The following is a 16606-nucleotide window of genomic DNA, read 5'->3' on the forward strand; positions in this document are numbered from 1 at the left end:
TGGCATTTTGAACAGTACAGAAGTGTCAGTGTGCATGTTGTGGTGAACAATAAATCATAATATGCGTACCAATTTGTTCAGATAATAAAGTTGGGGTGGTGAGACTGCCCCACGACAGAGGATACCATGGTAAAACTACTAGCATTTTCAGGAAGCGCTCGAAAGGGTTCATTTAACTTTAGCATTGCAAAGTGTGCAGCTGAAGGCGCTGAGATAGAAGGCGTAGAAGTCACTACAATTGATATGTCAGAATTCAATATGCCCTTGTTCAATGAGGATTTAGAAGCTGAGTCTGGCATGCCAGAAAACGCGACGAAATTTAAGCAACTATTAATGAGTCACGATGCCTTTTTAATAGCGAGTCCAGAATATAACAGCGGCTATAGTGCGGTTCTTAAAAATGCGATTGATTGGGCGTCTCGAATGGAAGAGGGTGAAAAGCCATTACAAGCTTTCCGCGGAAAATACGCTGCGATTATTGCTGCATCACCCGGTGGCTTGGGCGGTATTAGAGGACTTGTTCCCTTAAGAATGCTTCTAGGCAACATCGGTATTAACGTATTGCCTAATCAACTAGCCGTCAGTGGCGTTAATAAGTTGGTGAACGACAACAACGTTGTCAGCGATGAAAAAACGATTAAAAACCTGCACAACATTGGCCGCTCATTGGCCGAAGCTGTTTTACAGTCAAAAAAATAAATAATACCTCGGTTTTCATCTGAATTCCGAGGACTTTCGTCTATTAAACCTGCGCAAATTTCTGTAATATTCCCGCATTGATTTTTAAGCTACTTTTTGGAACTTATGTTTGAACTAAATCCTATTCAAACCGCCATTGCTGATGTTCGTGAAAGAACGAATTCGCTTAGGGGGTACCTTTGACTTCGACCTTAAAATGGAAAGGTTGGAAGAGGTTTCTCGAGAATTAGAAAGCCCCGATGTATGGAATAATCCAGAGCAAGCACAAGGTTTAGGCAAAGAAAAAGTTGCCTTAGAAGAAGTGGTTGTGACCATTCAAAATTTAGAGCAAGGCGTCGAGGATGTTGAAGGCCTGGTAGAATTGGCTGTTGAAGCCGAGGACGCAGATACGCTTAACGAGGCTGAGACCGAGTTAGCTGAGCTAGTAAAGTCGCTTGAAGTCCTTGAATTTAGACGTATGTTTGCTGGTCCGAACGATAGCAACGACGCGTATTTAGATATTCAATCCGGTTCTGGCGGCACTGAGGCGCAAGATTGGGCTAATATGTTGCTGCGCATGTATTTGCGCTGGGGCGAAGAGCACGGTTTTAAGACAGAGTTGATTGAGGTATCCGATGGAGACGTCGCGGGGATTAAAAGTGCAACGATTCGCTTTGGCGGCGAATATGCATTTGGTTGGCTGCGAACAGAAACTGGCGTGCATCGCTTAGTGAGGAAGTCTCCTTTTGACTCAGGTAATCGTCGCCACACGTCATTCGCATCGGCATTTGCCTACCCTGAGGTGAGCGATGATATCGAAATAGATATTAATCCGGCAGACCTACGCATTGACACCTATCGAGCGTCCGGTGCTGGTGGTCAGCACGTCAATAGAACCGATTCAGCTGTGCGTATTACGCATTTACCGACAAACATTGTCGTGCAATGCCAAAATGACCGGTCTCAGCATAAGAACAAAGATCAGGCATTTAAGCAGTTGAAGGCGAAATTGTACGAGTATGAGCTACAAAAACAAAATGCCGAGAAACAAGCCCTAGAAGACGGTAAGTCTGACATAGGGTGGGGTAGTCAAATTAGGTCTTATGTTCTTGATGATTCCAGAATAAAGGATCTTCGCACAGGCGTTGAAACGCGTAATACTCAAGCCGTCTTAGACGGTGATTTAGACAAATTTATTGAAGCCAGCCTCAAGTCTGGTTTGTAAACTATTAGCATTAACAGGACAACACATGAGTGACCATCAGCAAGATGAAAATAAATTGATTGCGGAGCGTAGAGGAAAATTAGCGCAAATCCGTGAAAATTGCCCATCAAATGGCTTCCCAAATCAATTTGACCGCGAGCATTACGCACAAGACTTACAAGCTAAATTTGGTGATAAAGACAAGGAAACCTTGGCTTCTGAAGCAAACAAGGTGAGTATCGCTGGTCGCATCATGGCGAAACGAGGACCTTTTTTGCTCTTACAAGACATGACCGGTCAGATCCAGTCATATGCAGCAAAAGACATCCAGAAAGACATTAAAGAGAAATACGGTTCTTTAGACATCGGTGACATTATTGGAGTGAGTGGCGATCTACATAAATCCGGTAAAGGCGACTTGTATGTCAATATGGATCAGTATCAACTATTAACTAAAGCACTTAGACCTTTACCTGAGAAGTTCCATGGTTTGGCTGATCAAGAAACTAAATATCGCCAACGTTATGTTGACCTGATCACTAATCCTGATACTCGAAACACTTTCAAAGTACGTAGCCAAATAGTCAATGGCATCCGTAATTTTCTAGCTGATCGCCAGTTCATGGAAGTTGAAACACCGATGTTACAAGTTATCCCCGGCGGTGCGACTGCAAAACCTTTCGTGACTCACCATAACGCCCTTGATATCGATATGTACTTGCGTATTGCACCTGAGCTGTATTTAAAACGTTTAGTCGTTGGCGGTTTTGAGCGAGTGTTTGAAATTAACCGAAACTTCCGCAACGAAGGTTTGTCGACGCGCCACAACCCAGAATTCACGATGCTTGAGTTCTATCAAGCTTACGCCGACTATAATGACCTAATGAACTTAACAGAAGAAATGTTACGTCATTTGGCTGAGACCGTTATGGGTACAAGTGTTATCACTAATACTGTTAAAAATGCAGAAGGCGAGGTCATTGAAACGAAAGAGTATGACTTCGGACAACCTTTTCAGCGTTTAAGCATGGGTGATGCCGTTTTGAAATACTGGCCTGATGCAAATGCTGCTGCGATAAACGATCCTGAGAACCACTTAGATGAACTTAAAGCAATGGCCAAGCAACTACATATTAAAGAGCCTGAAGTTGATGGTATTTGGGGGCCAGGCAAGTACTTGTGCGAGATTTTCGAGGCAACGGCAGAAGAACAACTCGACCAACCCACTTTTATCACGCAATACCCTTGGGAAGTGTCTCCATTGGCTCGACGCAATGATGAAGACCCCTTCGTTACTGACCGCTTTGAATTTTTCGTCGGTGGACGTGAGTTGGCAAATGGCTTCTCTGAGCTTAATGATTCTGAAGATCAAGCAAGCCGTTTCAAAAAACAAGTTGAAGAGAAAGATGCCGGTGATGATGAAGCTATGCACTTTGACGAAGACTATATTACTGCCTTAGAGTATGGCTTACCGCCTACAGCTGGTGAAGGAATTGGTATCGACCGCTTAGTCATGCTATTCACTGACAGCCCGACGATCAAAGACGTTATCTTGTTCCCGCATATGAAGCCGCAAAGCCAAGAGCAGTAAACAAGAAACGCAAGTAGCAACATAGTTAAATATCAAAGAAGCGCCTTCAGGGCGCTTTTTTTTTGTTTAAATAATAGTGCAAGTTTTATCGAGGTGTTGCGATAAACATTGCCGGATTCATGCTGAGCCACTTGAGACTATTTGTTGATAGAGGCTCTCAATAAACGGTAGCTTCATTCCTGTTTCTTCGCCTTTTAATAGCAAAAAGCCGAGGATCCCATCAACTTCAGTTTGTCGATTTTTATTAAAATCCTGATGCATTGATGAGTAGTTATTCTTTGTTAAGTCGATAACATCGTCTATTTGCTGCGAAAGTTCATGATTATCAATTGGAAGATTCATAAATTCATAAAGATCAAATATTTCGCTCTTAATTTGTTTTAGTTCATCTTTAAAGTGTTTAACTTGACCATTTTTGCAGTTTTTCGTTGCACTTAGCGGGTTTATCGCAGCATTTATAGCAAGTTTTTGATATTGAGCGTATTCAATGTCTTCTCTCCACGTCAAGCGCGGGTGTAACTTCATTAATTCGGTCATTGATCGCGTCGACACATTTCTTGAATCGATTTCAGAAGTTTGTATGGGGCAGCCTATCTCTAACTTTCCGCAGGCGGCCTGATGAAAACGGTTAGCCGATACCTGATAAGCAGCATCCGTGGTAATTCCGATCAAATATGGGGTATTTGGTAGGTGCTTTTCAATGAGTGCTTGAGTACCCATACCGTTGTGCAAGAGCAAAACCGTCGTATGATGAGACAGTTTTCCTTGCAGCGCCAGTAGGGTGGTTTCCACTTGGTAATGCTTGATGGGTAAGATGAGCAAATCGATATCTTTCAGTGTTTCCGCATTCAAGTTTACTTGCGGCGCGGTGATCGCAATGTCGACACCGTCTACCTGTTGGAGATATAGAGGTGAAATGGGCTCATAGGTATCGCGGATAAATAAAACCGTTTGCATTTGGTTTTGTTTACTCAAATAAGAAGCAAGGCATACGCCTATCGCACCACGTCCAATAATGCCAACCTTCATGCTAAGCGCACCATAATGATACTTCTTTTAAAAGTTAAGGCCATTTAAGCTCCCATGGTTGACCGTAGCGTGCAAAGCATTGCTGCATTATCGAGGATTCAAACAAAGATCCCGCTAGCGGTAATGCCGATAATTGAAAATGTTCAGATTGATATCTAAATGATAAGCCATAGCTGTGCAAATAAAGCCTATCTGCTTGACTACTAGAGTAACGCTGATCGCCTAAGATCGGGCTACCGAGTGACTTCAAAGCCACGCGTATTTGATGTGTTTTGCCAGTGAGCGGTTTGACCATAAATAGGCGCAAGCTCTTTGGCAAGCTGTCATTTGAATTAGCGTCACTTGCAGAGGTGTTATTTTCAGAAGCGAGTGGCAATGGATGTAAGGGAAAACTAAAAAACTGGCTAATTGCTGGCTTAACTCTGCTTTGCGTCAGTTTATAGTTACCATTCCTTGCCTTTTGCATATCACCTATAATTTTACCCTGCTTCTTCTTCGGCTTTTTGTCGCTGATAGCAATATAATATTTTTGTATTTCTCTACGCTGGAATAATTGAGATAGGGCACTCGCAGCTTGTTGGTTTTTAGCAAGTATTATGCAGCCAGAAGTTGCGTCATCTAAACGATGCACAAGCCATAGCTTACTCACGCCGAAGATAACTTGCGCACTGGGAATTATGCCATTTTGTGCGTCATGCATAGGCATTCCGGTCGGTTTATTAACGACTAAGAAATCGGTATGCTCAAAGACTAGGCTTAGCATGTTGTTGCGATATTAATTATTGAGCAGAGACTAAATTCAGCGCGTCTTGATATTGCAACTCTTCAATCAAATCGATCAATTCTTTACTTTTCTCTTCGCTCATGGATAAACCAGATACAAGATTAATTAAGGTATCATCATCGATAAATTCATTGCGTTCGAGTTTTCTCGTTAGTTCCAATTTGCTGGTCTCGAGAGAAAGAGTAGGTGGAACAAGTGTTTTTGCTGGCGCTTTGATTTGTTCACTTTCTTGTATTTGAGCACAGGTTTGTTCAATTAAGGCGCTGAAATGTTGAAACGTCTCTTCTTGATAATTGGCTTCTCTTAACTGAGCATCGAACGTTGTTGCACATTCATACAATGCTTGTAGGCCCAGATTACCACTGATCCCTTTTATGGTGTGAACGCGCATCTTAGCGCTTTTCATATCTCCAGAGGCTAGCAGTTCGGTTAACTCGCTTGACACTGACTCAAATTCATTTAAAAACTTCCCCAACATTTTGCTTAACAAACTTTCATTTCCACCCAACTGGTTAAGCGCAAAATCGTAGTTAAGAAGTGGAAGGTTTGATGACATAGTTAGGTCCAGACGTTAGTTCGTTAATGGCTTGTAGGCATACTAATGCAATGTGACTAGTGTAAACAAGCTGAATTATCTGTTTACACTTTTATTTTCGTTCATATTGGAGCTTAGCGATATTCAAGGTTATAGTATTGAATAGGGGTTTTGTAAACTCTGCAAGACGAGAGAACGGCGAAAGAATACCGCTTTATAATAATTAAAAACAGGTTAAAAATGATTAAAAATCTAAAAAGAAATCTTGCACTGAGCGCAGTTGCTGCATCAGTCATCGTACTCGGGGCATGTAGCACCGCCGATAAGGATAAGGATCAAGAACAACTTGATACTGGCTTATCTGGCTCAACTATCCCATATGAAAAATATGAATTAGACAATGGCTTAACTGTTGTTCTTCATCAAGACGATTCTGATCCTTTGGTTGAAGTGAACATCACTTACCATGTTGGTTCTGCAAGAGAAGAACTAGGACGTTCAGGCTTTGCGCACTTCTTCGAACATATGATGTTTCAAGGTTCTGAAAATGTGGCAGATGAAGAGCACTTTAAAATTGTGACCGAAGCCGGTGGTACAATGAATGGTTCTACAAATAGTGATATCACTAACTATTATCAGACTGTTCCGGTAAATCAACTTGAAAAAGTACTTTGGTTAGAAGCAGACCGAATGGGGTTCTTGTTAGATGCCGTGACTCAAGAGAAGTTTGAAAATCAACGTGAAACCGTTAAAAACGAACGTGGTCAGCGTGTCGATAATCAACCTTATGGTTTGCGCTTTGAGAGAACGGGCGAAGCACTTTACCCTGTTGGACATCCTTATTCTTGGTCAACGATCGGTTATGTAGAAGATCTTGACCGTGTTAATGTAAATGACCTAAAAAAATTCTTCCAACAATGGTACGGACCAAATAATGCCGTGCTCACTATCGGCGGTGCAATTGATAAAACTGAAACGAAAGCATGGGTCGAAAAATACTTTGGCAGCATCCCTCGCGGCCCTGAAGTAACAAAAGCTGAAAAAGCACCAGCAAAACTGGCTGAGACGCGTTACATCACTTTAGAAGATAAAGTGCACTTGCCTTTACTACAAATCACTATGCCAACGGTATATGCGAAGCATCCAGATGAAGCACCACTTGACGTGTTAGCGGATATTCTTGGCGGTGGGAAAACGTCGTTATTATACAAGAATATGGTAAAGAATGGCTTAGCGATTCAAGCATTCGCGTCGCATCCATGTCGTGAATTAGCCTGTGAATTTACCTTGCTTTCTCTTGTTAACCCTCAGAAAGTACAAAGCCTTAAACAAATGCAGACGATCATTGATGAGACATTGGTTGAATTTGAAGAGCGCGGCGTGCAAGACGATGATTTACAACGCACTAAAGCGAGCATCGAAAGTAACACTATTTTTGGCTTGCAAAGTGTTGCAGGAAAGGTTCGCCAATTAGCGAGCGGTGAAATATTTAGCAATGAGCCCGACGGTATTCAAGCCGATATCGAGCGATATAATGCTGTGACAAAAGAAGATGTAATGCGAGTTTATAATCAATATGTTAAAAACAAACCAGCAGTTGTACTGAGCATTGTACCAAAAGGACAAGCACAACTTGCTGTTGCAGAGCAGAACTTCACCTTACCTGAGCGCAATTTTGAAGCACAAACAGGCGAACAAGCGGATATTAAACAAGCCGTCATTAAAGATGACTTTGACCGCAGTATTCAGCCAAGCGCTGGTGTGAACCCAATCGTAGGGATTCCAGACTTTTGGAAGCACAACTTAGATAATGGCATCGAGATATTAGGTGTAGATACAAAAGAAACGCCTACTGTATTTATGAATATTGCGATGGAGGGAGGTACGTTACTGGATTCTCCAAGCAAGCCAGGTGTAGCGTCAATGACTGCTCAAATGATGAATGAGTCTACAGCCCTTTCTAGTAATGAAGAGCTAGCTAATCGCTTAGCGTTGTTGGGTAGTCGTATCACCTTTACGTCTTCTGGTCGCTACACAAATGTGTACGTGACTTCACTCAGTAAAAACCTAGATGAAACATTAGTTATTTTGAAAGAAAAGCTGTTCTCACCCGGTTTTAAAGAAGAAGACTTCACTCGTTTGAAACAAAATACTTTACAAGGCTTACAGCAAGTACTTAAGAATCCATCAGCGCTGGCAAGTCGAGCACGTGCTCTTGTTTTGTATGGCGAAGATACTATCTTAGGTCAGCCTGAAGGTGGAACAACTGCCAGTGTTGAATCAATTACTGTAGATGATTTGAAAGCCTACTATGATGCTTATTATCGACCGAATTTAGTCGATATGGTGGTTGTAGGTGATATTTCCAAAGCGCAAGCACTAGAAGCAACAAAGTTGCTTGCAACGTGGGAAGCTAAATCATATGAGTTACCTAGTTTTGGTGAATTTGATGCGCCAGAAAAAGGTAAGATTTATTTAGTGGACAATCCAGGTGGCGTTCAATCAGTAATATCAATTGTTAAGCATGCAATGGTGTATGACGCTGAAGGCGAGTACTTTAAATCGAGATTGATGAACTTCCCTCTAGGTGGCATGTTCAATAGTCGTATCAACTTGAATCTTCGCGAAGATAAAGGGTATACCTATGGCGCTCGAAGTGGCTTTAGTGGTGGTAAACTTACCGGTACTTTCTCTGCCGGGGCTGATGTTGCTGGTCAACATACTGTCGCCAGTATTCAAGAGTTTTTAAGTGAAATTTCTGAGTATCAAAAGTCAGGAATGACCGAAGAAGAACTTGAATTAATGAAAAAAGCCTACACTCAACGAGATGCGCTTAGTTCTGAAACACCGACGCGTAAAGCGGGTATTTTGATCCGTATGCTCGGTTACGACTTAGATAAAGAGTATCGAGATCGTCAAAAAGACATTATTAACAAAGTGACGACTGAAGAACTCAATAAATTGGCTGCCCGTTGGTTAGATACTGACTCAATGGATATTATTGTTGTTGGTGATGCAGAGACATTGCGTGAGCAATTGACTGTCTTAGATCGTGAGATTGTCGATCTTAGCGTGCCAAAGTAACAGATTCTTTGATGCGATTTATTGATTAACCCTCTATACTAGAGATAATCAAAAAAAAGTACCCCTGCAGTAGATTATTGCAGGGGTTTTTTAAACCCAGTAATGGAATAATAATTTGGCTATTGATCCGCAAACCTTCTCAAATCGCCTTAGCGCATTGTCACAGTCTCAGTTCCAATCTTCTTTGCCAAACATTAAGCATGGTGTTGAAAGGGAAGCATTGCGAGTAAACCCAAACGGTGGTTTAGCAAGCAGTATGCATGGTGATGCACTCGGGGCTCCTTTAACTCATGAATCAATAACGACAGACTTTTCCGAAAGTTTGATGGAATTTATTACGCCACCTGAAAAGCAAGCGCGAGTTACCTTGGCGCAACTGGCCGATATCCACAAATTTGTGTATGACAATATCGGAGAAGAACGCTTGTGGCCAATGAGTATGCCTTGCTTTGTAAATAAGGAAACGAGCATTCCAATTGCGCGTTATGGCAGTTCAAATGTAGCCAAAATGAAAGAGGTCTACCGGAAAGGTTTGCATAATCGCTACGGCAGTATGATGCAGGTTATTGCAGGTGTTCACTTCAACTTTTCATTGCCTGATGAGTTTTGGCAGGCATGGTGCGATCTGAATGAAGTAGAAAACACCGTAGAGCAACGTTCGGCCTATCATTTTGACTTGATTAGAAACTTCAGACGTTTATCTTGGTTAATTCCTTATTTATATGGCGCATCTCCCGCTCTTTGTCAGTCGTTTTTAGCAGGTAAAGAGCAAAAGTTTCCATTTGAAAAGCTGGGAGTAGGTACTTTATATTTACCCTACGCAACGTCTTTGCGTATGAGTGATTTAGGTTATACAAACTCAGAACAGTCATCCTTAAATATTTGCTACAACGATTTAGGGTCGTACGTAAAATCAGTACGCGCGGCAATCAACACACCGTCGGAACAATACCGGGCATTCCCAACCGGAGAAAACGGTCAGTGGGAACAACTAAACGACAATGTATTGCAGATTGAGAATGAGCTTTATAGTCCAATTCGTCCAAAGCAGGTGGCTAAATCGCTCGAGAAACCGAGTGATGCTTTAGAAGACCGTGGTGTTAGCTATATTGAAGTGCGAGCGCTAGATGTTAATCCATTCTCACCGCTGGGTATTGAAGAGAATCAGTTCTATTTCCTTGATGTATTTTTACTTTACTGTTTGCTTGACGAATCTCCCAAATTCGAGCAAAAAGCCTATGAAGAAAGTGAAGCTAACCTCAACAAGGTAGTGTTAGAAGGGCGAAAACCTGGACTAAATCTACTGCGTGATAAACAAGAAATTAGTCTCGCTGACTGGGCCGAAGATCTGTTTGGTGATTTGAAACAAGTCGCCTTAATACTGGATTCTGCAAATGGAAATGAAAAGTATAGTGCTTCTGTTGAGAAAGAGTTCTTAAAAGTGAAAGATCCGTCGCAAACACCTTCTGCACGTTGGTTAAACACTTTGATTGAAAATAATATTGATAATAGTCGAATAGGCTTAGAACTCGCACTTGAGTATAAGAAGTATGCGAGTGGTTTAGATTATCTTCATATCAGCGAAGAAGACTTTAAGCAACAAGCGAGAGAGTCTATTGCCAATCGGGAGCAAATTGAAAAAAGTGATACGCTTGATTTTGCTGACTTTATTGAGCGTTACTTCGCAAAATAAAAAGATCGGTGCGTTTAAGGCGCATCGTATTTTGTTTCATTAACGTTTTTTATTGTAAAAAAAAAGCCCAAACAAATGTTGGGCTTGAAGTGAGTTAACAGGGAAACACGTTAATTCAGTAATATTATGAGTTCTTGTAGGTGTAAAAGTTCCCATCATGCTAAAAAATATTTGTCATTTATTCATTTTTTCTGCTTTTCTATTCTTATTAAGTGCCTGCGTCACTCAGCCACCCAAAGAAAAAGAAAACATTTGTGCCATTTTTTACGAAAAACGAGATTGGTTTGACGCAGCCTATGATATGCGAGAAAAGTGGGGCGTTCCGATTCATGTTCCGATGGCAATGATGTATCAAGAAAGCTCATTTCGGCATGATGCCTTGCCTCCGAGAGATTATGTGTTTTTTGGTCTCATACCGTGGGGTAGAGTGAGTACCGCATATGGCTACTCACAAGCAAAGACAATGACCTGGTCGGATTATAAAAAAGAGACAGGTAATATATTTGCTAGTCGCGAAGACTTTGAGGACGCGATAGACTTCATGGGGTGGTTTATCACTAAAACCCATCAAATTAATCGCATATCTAAATGGGATGCTAACGCGCAGTATCTCAATTATCACGAGGGCTGGGGCGGCTATAAACGCAAGTCATACCGTAAGAAGCAATGGTTGGTCGGTGTTGCTAAAAAAGTTGATGCGCGCTCGAAAAGATACGCCAAACAAATGAAAGTTTGCGAAGAAGACCTCAGTAAAAATTGGTTTATGCGTCTCTTTTCGTAAACCTATTTGATCTACCTCAAACTTTGCGTCTGACTTATATTAATCGGGCACAAAGACTTGATCTCGATCAGCATTAGAGAGCCAAAATTTAACTATTCTTACCATAGAGAAACAAACCAACGAGGTGAGTTATGTTAGATTTAATTTTTGGTGATGCAGTTGTTTGGGGTTCTTTGTTAGGCATTTTAATAATGCTTATTATGAGTGCTTATTTTACTTATATGTTTATTCATAATAGTGCGCCAGAAGAACACAAATAAGTAGCATCGACGCTATCGACGCAAAGGGCGTAGGGGCAATCTGCTGATAACCTGCGCTTTTTTAGTCGTACTTTCTGTGCTCGTCATTCTGTTGAATAAGTGCCAGTAATGCGCCTGAGCCACCCCATTCGAGTGGTGCCTGATGAAAACCCATTACAAACGGGTGCTGAACCAGCCAACTAGGCACTTTACGTTTAAGCACTCCTGCACCAAGACCATGTACAATGCAGACGCAATGCAAGTGCTTTTTATGTGCTTCGTAAATAAGCGCAGCGATCTCGTGCTTTGCGTTCTGAGCATTCATGCCGTGCAAATCAAGTATAAGGTCGGGTGGTATTTCGCCATTGCGGAGTCGCTTGACTTCGTCACTTCGCTCGCCTTCTTTAACATACCTAAGAGGACCGTGATTGAGTAAGTTAGCCTCAAAACCATCTGAAAATTCAAACAACGCATTCGCTTTTTTCTCAAGTTGATTTGTTGCTTGATGCTTCTTACGTCGACTTTGCTTTTTTTCATCCACTGTTAATACATATTTGTCATGCTTTACTGGTTTAGCATCAGCAAACAAACGGCTGAACGAGAGTTCATCCTGATTATGGGAATGAGATTCTGTATTTTTAACTTTTTTTGGCATTTGTGGCAGATAACAAGCGAATTTCGTTCTGATATTGCGTATCATATCAGGATTATAGTTAATTGAGTTAGTAAGTTAATGGCTGTCGACAATTCCGACAACAATGAAGTGTTCCCTGAGGTTAACAGTGATGATTCTCTTTCCGATTCGTTAATAGAGCCGCATGTTGCTCAGGAATTAGAAAGTGTACTGGATTGGATCCGTTATAGTATTTCTGTGTTTTACCAAGCCGGTGTGTTTTTTGGGCACGGTACGGACAATGAATGGGATGAAGCCTCCAGTTTAGTTTTCCAAGCCTTAAATTTACCTCTCGATATGCCGGCCTCAAGACTTGAGCTCCTGTATCAGGCAAAGGTAACGACAACAGAAAAAGCGATATTGATTGACTGGTTACAACAACGTGTTGACCAGCAGCGCCCGCTTCCATATATTACGCATCAGGCATGGTTTGCTGGTATGCCCTTCTATGTCGATGAGCGGGTCTTGATACCTCGCTCACCATTTGCTGAACTGCTGCAGAATGGCTTCAAGCCATGGCTAAGCTCTGATTCTGAACCACAGCATATCCTTGACCTTTGTACTGGCGGTGGATGCATTGCGATAGCCATCGCTAATAAATTTGACTCAGCCGTTGTGGACGCTGTTGATATCGATACGGGCGCATTAGACGTCGCTTCGATGAATATTTATGAGTATCAGCTAGAAGATCGTGTCTTTCCCTTGCAATCCGATTTGTTCTCAAGCCTTGATGGTCAGCGGTATGATTTAATTATATCAAACCCGCCCTATGTGGATGAGCAGGATATGCAGGACCTACCTGATGAATTTCTGCATGAACCAGAGCATGCGCTTGCTGCAGGACATGACGGCTTAGATTTAGTCGAAGTGATGCTTCAACAAGCTCCGAATTATTTAAATGATCATGCTTGGATCTTAGTTGAGGTGGGTAACAGTGAGGTACACATGACGCATCGCTTCCCTGGTTTAGAGGTTCAATGGTGTGAATTTGAGAACGGCGGCAGTGGCATATTTGCAGTCCAAAAAGAAACGCTGGTGAATTACTGGCAACAAAACCAGCAGTAAGTCATTGCCGACTGGCAAGCAAGAAAATACTACAAGAAATAAAAAGGAAATAAGAAACATGTCCGGCAACACATTTGGAAAACTCTTTACGGTTAGCACTTTTGGTGAAAGTCACGGCATCGCCATAGGTGGCGTTGTTGACGGGTGCCCTCCAGGCTTAGAGTTAGACGAAAGTGACTTGCAGGGTGACTTAGATAGACGCAAGCCAGGCACATCAAAGTATACGACTGCTAGAAGAGAAGATGATGAGGTCAAAATCCTAAGTGGTGTGTTTGAAGGTAAAACGACAGGCACTAGTATCGGTTTACTGATTAATAATAAAGACCAGCGCAGTCAAGATTACTCAAAGATTAAAGATTCCTTTCGCCCAGGCCATGCAGATTATACTTATCAGCAGAAGTTTGGTTTCAGAGATTATCGTGGCGGTGGTCGCTCATCAGCGCGCGAAACGGCTATTCGAGTTGCCGCCGGTGGAATTGCAAAGAAATATTTAAAACAGTTACATGGCATTGAAATAAATGGCTACATTAGCCAGTTGGGTCCAATCGTGATGGATAAAGTGGATCATACCGTGACGAACACTAATCCATTATTCTGTCCTGATGAAACAAAACTAGACGAGCTTGACCAGTATATGCGAGCGCTCAAGAAAGAAGGTAACTCAATAGGCGCCAAAGTCAGCGTAAGTGCGACAAATGTGCCTGTCGGTTTAGGTGAGCCTGTCTTTGACCGTTTAGATGCAGAGATTGCACATGCCATGATGGGCATCAACGCAGTAAAGGGCGTGGAAATTGGCGACGGCTTTCAGGTTGTTAACCAAAAGGGGACTGAACATCGTGATGAAATGTCTCCAGACGGTTTTCACACTAATCATGCTGGTGGTGTTTTGGGAGGTATCTCTAGTGGCCAAGAGATCCTTGTTCATATGGCCTTAAAACCTACTTCCAGTATCAGTATCTCTGGTCAGTCGGTAGACATTCATGGCAAACCTGATGATGTTATTACCAAAGGCAGACATGACCCTTGTGTTGGTATTCGTGCCGTACCTATTGCTGAAGCAATGCTAGCCTTAGTGCTTATGGACCATCTGTTAAGACATCGCGCACAAAATACTGGTGTTGAGTCGATAACCCCGGTCATTCCTGCACAGAAATAATTAACTTTAAGGCAATGCACGTGTTTTTACGTTTCTTAATAACAACTAAAAGCCGTGCTGCCGCGAATAGCTCCGTAAATCTGGGTTTATTATCTTTAACCTACTTTTTCTACTTCGGCCAATTAGGTGTCATTACGCCTTATGCTGGCGTATTTTTAGACGGTCGTGGTTTTAGCTCTGAAGAAATCGGCAGCCTATTAGCTATCATTACACTCACACGGGTATTGGGTCCAAACCTATGGGCCAGTATTGCAGATAAGACAGGTCGCGGTGGCGATATAGTGCGCTTTGGATGTTTACTCGCGTTTATCACCTTCAGCGCAGTGTACTTTTCTTTCGATTTTTGGTCTTTAACGTTTAGTTTCGGCATCATGATGATGTTTTGGACAGCGGTATTACCACAACTGGAAGTAATGACGGTTAGCGCTACTAAGCTCTCACGAGGTGGGTATGGTGCAATTCGACTATGGGGCAGTATTGGTTTTATCGTAATGAGCCTTTCGGTAGGCGCGCTGTTAGATTACTTCAGTACCGAAGTAATTATTTATACAGCAAGTTTCACTTTATTCGGTTTGTATTTAAGTTCCTTGCTGATCTCATCACCTCCAGTTTCTACGGATCAGAACAATCAGCATACTAGTACGTGGAAAGAGGCCTTACGCTATCCTTTCATTGTCTTTATGCTGTCTGCCATTTTGCTTCAAATGAGTTTTGGGTCTTTCTATAGTTTTTTTGCACTTTACATGACTGACTTAAGTTACTCCGGCAAGCAAACGGGTTTCTTTATAGCGATTGGCGTATTGGCTGAAATTGGGATCTTTCTCGTCGCTTCTCGAGTTATCGCGAGGGTAGGAGTGAAGTGGGTGTTATTTGTTTCATTGCTATTAACCACTTTGCGTTGGTTTATTTTGGCAATCATCCCAGAATTCATTGGCAGCATTATTTTTAGCCAAATTTTACATGCCTTTAGCTTTGGGATGACACATGCAACATCTGTGTATTTCCTACACCATTACTTCTCTGAAGGTTTTCAAAGCAGAGCGCAGGCCTTGTACGTAAGCATTGCTTTCGGTGTTGGCGGGGCAATTGGTAGCTTTGTTGCCGGGCAAACATGGCAACAAGGCGAAGGGGCGAGGTTCAGCTTTTTGCTGTCGAGCGGATTTGCGCTTACTGGTGCGGTAATGGTGTTGCTTGTTAGTAGTAAAATGTTAAACAAAGCGCCGAGCGAGACTTAAGAGTGACTCTATAGATTAGGGCAGTAGCACACACAAAAAAGCCCGCATACGCGGGCTTTATAATGTTTCTGTTCGATTATGCAAAGTTGCTTGCTGCAAAATCCCAGTTCGCTAGTGCCCAGTAGGCTTCTAGGTAGTTAGGACGAACATTACGATAATCAATGTAGTAAGCGTGTTCCCACAAATCACATGTTAATAGAGGCGTTACACCTTCTTCAGTAATTGGCGTGCCAGCGTTACTTGTGTTTACGATATCTAAGCTGCCATCCGCAGTTTTTACCAACCAAGTCCAGCTAGAACCAAAGTTGTTTACCGCTTTATCATTGAAAGCTGATTTGAACTCAGCAAAAGAGCCCCATTTTGCGTTGATAGCATCTGCCAAAGCGCCAGTTGCTTCACCGCCGCCATTTGGGCTTAGGCTGTTCCAGTAGAAGGTATGGTTCCAGATTTGAGCTGCATTGTTAAATACACCGCCTTCTGAATTTTTTACGATTTCTTCAAGTGATTTTGAAGCCATGTCTGTACCTTCAACTAAACCGTTTAGTTTAGTTACGTAGGTGGCATGATGTTTACCGTAATGAAATTCTAAAGTTTCTGCAGAGATATGCGGTTCAAGTGCATTTTTTTCGTAAGGTAGTGCCGGTAATTCAAAAGCCATTTTGTTCTCCGTTTTGGGTCTGTGTTTCAAGTTTGAATTTTTATTTAACTATATAGTTGGGATGATTATAGTAAATCCAAGAATAATCACGAATTAATTCGCTAATAAGTTATAACTAGTTCGAAAATAAACCCAAAGAAGATCATTTTTTACTACTTTTTCTGCGTAATATCGTTAATATTCACCTCATAAGCTTAAATC

Annotated in this window: 15 protein-coding genes; 10 read left to right on the forward strand and 5 right to left on the reverse strand. The window is 42.0% G+C overall.

Annotation, left to right across the window (positions count from 1 at the left end; all coding sequences use genetic code 11):
- Nucleotides 1–126 precede the first annotated feature (126 nt).
- The 3 genes from RM556_RS08280 to lysS all read left to right on the forward strand — a co-directional run bounded on the left by RM556_RS08280 (nt 127) and on the right by lysS (nt 3473).
- Nucleotides 127–699, forward strand: a complete 573-nt coding sequence (locus RM556_RS08280; RefSeq protein WP_311361692.1) for an NAD(P)H-dependent oxidoreductase — start codon at nt 127–129, stop codon at nt 697–699.
- 105 nt (nt 700–804) lie between these two features.
- Nucleotides 805–1903 (forward strand): peptide chain release factor 2 gene (gene prfB, locus RM556_RS08285; RefSeq protein ID WP_311374364.1). Its coding sequence is split into 2 segments (ribosomal slippage): nt 805–879 and nt 881–1903, totalling 1098 coding nucleotides; the frame shifts between segments, so codons are not numbered across the junction.
- 25 nt (nt 1904–1928) lie between these two features.
- The gene (gene lysS / locus RM556_RS08290) at nt 1929–3473 is read left to right on the forward strand and encodes a lysine--tRNA ligase (protein WP_311361694.1); all 1545 of its coding nucleotides are present in this window, start codon (nt 1929–1931) and stop codon (nt 3471–3473) included.
- Between the two features lie 117 nt (nt 3474–3590).
- Here the strand turns inward: lysS and RM556_RS08295 are convergent, their stop codons facing one another.
- Genes RM556_RS08295 through RM556_RS08305 form a run of 3 tightly spaced genes read right to left on the reverse strand, consistent with a single transcriptional unit; the run spans nt 3591 to nt 5842 of the window.
- Nucleotides 3591–4502, reverse strand: coding sequence for a ketopantoate reductase family protein (locus tag RM556_RS08295; protein WP_311374365.1), 912 nt, complete (start codon nt 4500–4502; stop codon nt 3591–3593).
- Between the two features lie 34 nt (nt 4503–4536).
- On the reverse strand, nt 4537–5265 hold the full coding sequence (locus RM556_RS08300; RefSeq protein WP_311374366.1) for a pseudouridine synthase: 729 nt from the start codon (nt 5263–5265) through the stop codon (nt 4537–4539).
- Nucleotides 5266–5281: 16 nt separating this feature from the next.
- Entirely contained in the window at nt 5282–5842 is a 561-nt protein-coding gene (locus RM556_RS08305; protein WP_311374367.1) for an Hpt domain-containing protein, read from the reverse strand.
- Nucleotides 5843–6061: 219 nt separating this feature from the next.
- Here RM556_RS08305 and RM556_RS08310 point away from each other — a divergent pair, with 219 nt between their 5' ends.
- From RM556_RS08310 to RM556_RS08325, 4 genes are all read left to right on the forward strand, one after another.
- On the forward strand, nt 6062–8905 hold the full coding sequence (locus RM556_RS08310; RefSeq protein WP_311374368.1) for a pitrilysin family protein: 2844 nt from the start codon (nt 6062–6064) through the stop codon (nt 8903–8905).
- Nucleotides 8906–9020: 115 nt separating this feature from the next.
- Nucleotides 9021–10598, forward strand: coding sequence for a glutamate--cysteine ligase (gene gshA / locus RM556_RS08315; RefSeq protein ID WP_311374369.1), 1578 nt, complete (start codon nt 9021–9023; stop codon nt 10596–10598).
- Between the two features lie 157 nt (nt 10599–10755).
- Nucleotides 10756–11379: a hypothetical protein gene (locus RM556_RS08320; RefSeq protein WP_311374370.1), complete on the forward strand. Its 624-nt coding sequence runs from the start codon at nt 10756–10758 to the stop codon at nt 11377–11379.
- A gap of 131 nt (nt 11380–11510) precedes the next feature.
- Complete coding sequence (locus RM556_RS08325; protein ID WP_311361701.1) at nt 11511–11639, forward strand: DUF3149 domain-containing protein; 129 nt, start codon at nt 11511–11513, stop codon at nt 11637–11639.
- Nucleotides 11640–11700: 61 nt separating this feature from the next.
- On the opposite strand, the gene smrB is transcribed toward RM556_RS08325, so the two are convergent.
- Complete coding sequence (smrB, locus tag RM556_RS08330) at nt 11701–12273, reverse strand: endonuclease SmrB (protein ID WP_311361702.1); 573 nt, start codon at nt 12271–12273, stop codon at nt 11701–11703.
- Nucleotides 12274–12351: 78 nt separating this feature from the next.
- Between smrB and prmB the strand changes: the two genes are divergently transcribed.
- The 3 genes from prmB to RM556_RS08345 are packed head-to-tail and all read left to right on the forward strand — an operon-like array spanning nt 12352 to nt 15747.
- The gene (gene prmB / locus RM556_RS08335; protein WP_311374371.1) at nt 12352–13356 is read left to right on the forward strand and encodes a 50S ribosomal protein L3 N(5)-glutamine methyltransferase; all 1005 of its coding nucleotides are present in this window, start codon (nt 12352–12354) and stop codon (nt 13354–13356) included.
- Between the two features lie 58 nt (nt 13357–13414).
- Nucleotides 13415–14512, forward strand: coding sequence for a chorismate synthase (gene aroC, locus RM556_RS08340; protein WP_311374372.1), 1098 nt, complete (start codon nt 13415–13417; stop codon nt 14510–14512).
- A 20-nt stretch (nt 14513–14532) separates the two neighbouring features.
- Nucleotides 14533–15747, forward strand: a complete 1215-nt coding sequence (locus RM556_RS08345) for an MFS transporter (RefSeq protein WP_311374373.1) — start codon at nt 14533–14535, stop codon at nt 15745–15747.
- Nucleotides 15748–15823: 76 nt separating this feature from the next.
- On the opposite strand, the gene RM556_RS08350 is transcribed toward RM556_RS08345, so the two are convergent.
- The gene (locus RM556_RS08350) at nt 15824–16405 is read right to left on the reverse strand and encodes a Fe-Mn family superoxide dismutase (protein WP_311374374.1); all 582 of its coding nucleotides are present in this window, start codon (nt 16403–16405) and stop codon (nt 15824–15826) included.
- Nucleotides 16406–16606: the final 201 nt, after the last annotated feature.

The organism is Alteromonas sp. W364 (genome assembly GCF_031846205.1).
Classification (GTDB): Bacteria; Pseudomonadota; Gammaproteobacteria; order Enterobacterales; family Alteromonadaceae; genus Glaciecola; species Glaciecola blandensis.